Genomic DNA, 3,334 nt, shown 5'->3' with positions numbered 1-3,334 from the left:
GCACCGGCATGTGCCCCTTCCCGTGCAGCAATGCTTACCGGGAAGAATTTTTGGGAATTGGACGAAGCCGCAATCCATTTTAGTTTTTTCCCTTCACAACATACGACCGTGGCAGATATTTTATCTCAAAATAACTATGCTGTAGGTTATACAGGAAAAGGTTGGGCACCTGGAAATTGGAAAGGATATAGGCCTACCGATCCGGCAGGAAAATCCTATCAGGATGTAAAATATGATCATGTACCGCAGGGTATCAATAAAAACTACTACGCTGCAAATTTTGAACAGTTCTATCATGAAAAAGGAGAAAAGCCCTTTCTCTTCATTTTGGGCACCACCGAACCTCATAGGGACTTGGCCAAAGGAATGGGCCTGGATTCAGGTAAAAAATTAGAAGATGTCGATGTCCCGGGATTTTTGCCTGATCATGAAATCACTAGAAGTGATATTTTGGATTATTACTACGAAATAGAATGGTTTGACAATCAGATATCAGAAGTGATTGCATTTTTGGAAAGTAATAGAGAATTGGATAACACCGTTTTGATAGCAACCTCCGACAATGGCATGGCTTTCCCACGGGCAAAGTCAAATTTGTATGATTATGGATCAAGACTGCCTTTGGCCATTTCTTGGTCCAAGATGGAATCCAAAGGAAGGCAGGTCAGTGATTTTGTCAATTTGAAAGATTTTGCACCAACTATTCTGGAACTTTGCGGAATCGAAATCCCAAGTGAGATGAACGGGAAAAGTTTGGTTTCTTTGATGATGTCGCACAAATATGGCCGGATAGAACCGGAAAGAGACCATGTGGTCATGGGTAAAGAGCTTCATGGCTGGTGCCATCCCATTGGTGAAATCAATCCTGTAAGGGCAATCAGGACAGATGATTATCTTTATATCCAAAACCTAAAACCGGACCTATGGCCTGCAGGTCATCCTGATCCCCAATATGCATGGGACCTTATGCCCTTTGGGGATGTGGATGGAGGACCTACCAAAGACCTGATCCTACAATTGGAAAATGATCCTCAGAAGAAACATTATTTTCAATGGTCTTTTGGAAAGAGACCCGCTGAAGAACTGTACGATATTAAGGAAGATCCCTTCCAATTGAACAATTTGGCCTTTAAACCAGGGTTTCAAGATGTTCGGGATGAACTTTCCAAAAAACTTCTACAATACCTAAAGGAAACGAATGATCCCAGGATTTTGGGAAATACGGACGTTTTTGACAATGCCCCTTATTTCTGGAGTCATGGGCTTGAAACTGCCGGGTTGCCTTTATATCTCTGGAATGAATTGTCAGAAAATCAACAAAGGATAAAAGTCGATTCAGTGAAACTGGTTTTGAAAAACCGAATTAATTAAGAGGATAATGATACAATTTAATTTCAGAAACAGTTTTTTTCTCAATTATTTTTGGATCATATTATTATTAATCAGCCAACAATCGTGCGAAATCGAGGAAAATTCCATAGAAAAATATGGGGGTATCGGAGATGGAATTACTGACAATACGCTTGCCATTCAAAAGGCCATTGATGTGCAGCATTCAAATGGTGGGGGAGAGGTAAGGTTGGTGTCAGGAGTATATTTATCAGGAACAATTCACCTGAAAAGTAACGTCACACTTATTATTGAACAAAACGCCACTTTAAAAGCAATTCCTGACGCTTCTGCTTTTCCGTTGATACAAAGTCAGGTTCCCAGCAGAATGGATAAGGTTCCCTGGAAATCGTTTATCCGTGCCGAATCCCAAGAAAACATTACCATCAAAGGAGGTGGAGCTATTGATGGTTCGGGAGATGCAGCATGCTTTCAGGATAATAAACCCGATAGCCCAAACAGACCCTATGGTCTTCTTTTTATAGACTGTCAAAATGTAGTCGTGGAAGATTTAAGGTTAAAATCCTCTGCATTTTGGATGCAAAGGTATTTTCAATGTAAATATGTGAGGATTTTTAATTTGAACGTCTTCAACCATGTCAACAAAAACAATGATGGCCTGGATATCGATTCATCGGAAAATGTCATCGTCAGAAATTGTATCATTGATTCCAGTGATGATGCCTTGGTGATCAAGTCAGAGAGTGACGTGCCCGCAAAAAACATACAGGTCTATGATTGCGAACTGGCCACACACGCATCGGCCATCAAATTGGGCACGGCCTCTATTGGTGGATTTGAGGACATTATATTTTCAGATATTATGATCAGAAAATCCAAAGCAGATACAGTCCATCATCCCTTGAATTTTGAAAATGGAATGACAGGGATCGATCTGGCAGCAGTAGATGGAGGAGAGATGAAAAGAATATCCATATCAAATATAAAAATGGAAGGTTTGGAAAATCCCATCCATATCAAGTTGGGAAACCGATTATCCAAAGATATCCACTCAAGCGGAAACAAGACAAAAAATGAATTACCTAGTCAACCCAAAGTTTCTAAAATTGCTGATATTATGATTTCAAGTGTTGAGGCTCAAAATGGAGGGCCGTATCCGATAGTGATTGCAGGGTTTGAGGGTAATCCCATCAAAAATGTAACTTTAAAGGATATCACAATAAAACCAAATGTTGCTGGAAATGAGGAGTCTCAGGATTCAGAGATTAACTGGAATCACCGTGGCTATCCATTTATTCTATCATTCAAAAGCCAAATGCCCGCCTACGGGATTGTAAGCTATTATACTGAAGGATTACGGATAGAAAACTTAAATGCTATTCCCGCATATGGTGAAAAGAGACCAAAGGAGAAGCATTTTTTTAGATATGAATAATATTTAATTCATTGCATTCCTTCAGATGTTCAATCTTCCCCTTTATCCGGATTTTCCTTTCCTTTTCAAATGGTCAAACCGGGTAATTTTGGTTTATCTATTCTCAAATCAATCTTTCTTAATATGCGGATTATTCAAAGAATTCTTGTCCTGAGCTTTTTATCAATCCCAATAATTTTTTGTTCCTGTAAATCCGGGTCAAAAGTAAACGATTCAGTTTTGGATAATGAAAGACCCAATATCCTTTGGATCAATGCGGAGGACATCGGACCGGCTTTTGGATTTTATGGTGATCCACATGCCATCACTCCTGTATTGGACTCTCTGGCATTGAAATCCATGATTTATGAAAATGCCTTTGCAGTCTCACCGATTTGTTCGCCTTCAAGATCGACTTTGGTCACAGGACTATATGCCACATCTACCGGAACACAACATTTGAGATCGGAAACTCCCTATCCTAAGGAACTTAAAACCCTACCTACACTTTTTTCAGAGGCAGGTTATTTTACGAGTCTTTATGGAAAAACCGATTATAATTTTGATCCC

At 39.6% G+C, this 3,334-nt stretch carries 3 protein-coding genes; all 3 read left to right on the top strand.

What is annotated here, in order from left to right:
- The coding region (locus ACEW8O_RS21155; protein ID WP_373496619.1) for a sulfatase at positions 1-1,371 on the top strand (1,371 nt) is incomplete at its 5' end.
- Positions 1,372-1,378: 7 nt separating this feature from the next.
- The gene (locus ACEW8O_RS21150) at positions 1,379-2,785 is read left to right on the top strand and encodes a glycoside hydrolase family 28 protein (protein WP_373496618.1); all 1,407 of its coding nucleotides are present in this window, start codon (positions 1,379-1,381) and stop codon (positions 2,783-2,785) included.
- Positions 2,786-3,004: 219 nt separating this feature from the next.
- Positions 3,005-3,334 (top strand): sulfatase-like hydrolase/transferase (locus tag ACEW8O_RS21145; protein WP_373496617.1); only part of this gene is annotated, 330 nt, incomplete at its 3' end.

The sequence above is a fragment of the Aquiflexum sp. genome (assembly GCF_041749095.1).
GTDB lineage: Bacteria > Bacteroidota > Bacteroidia > Cytophagales > Cyclobacteriaceae > Aquiflexum.
The sequence above is the reverse complement of the archived record's forward strand: the minus strand, read 5'-3'. Positions and strand labels throughout refer to the sequence as shown.

Bases quoted from the DNA above. Each gene is read 5' to 3' on its own strand.
- ACEW8O_RS21150 (WP_373496618.1), top strand. From the start codon at position 1,379: ATGATACAATTTAATTTCAGAAACAGTTTTTTTCTCAATTATTTTTGG.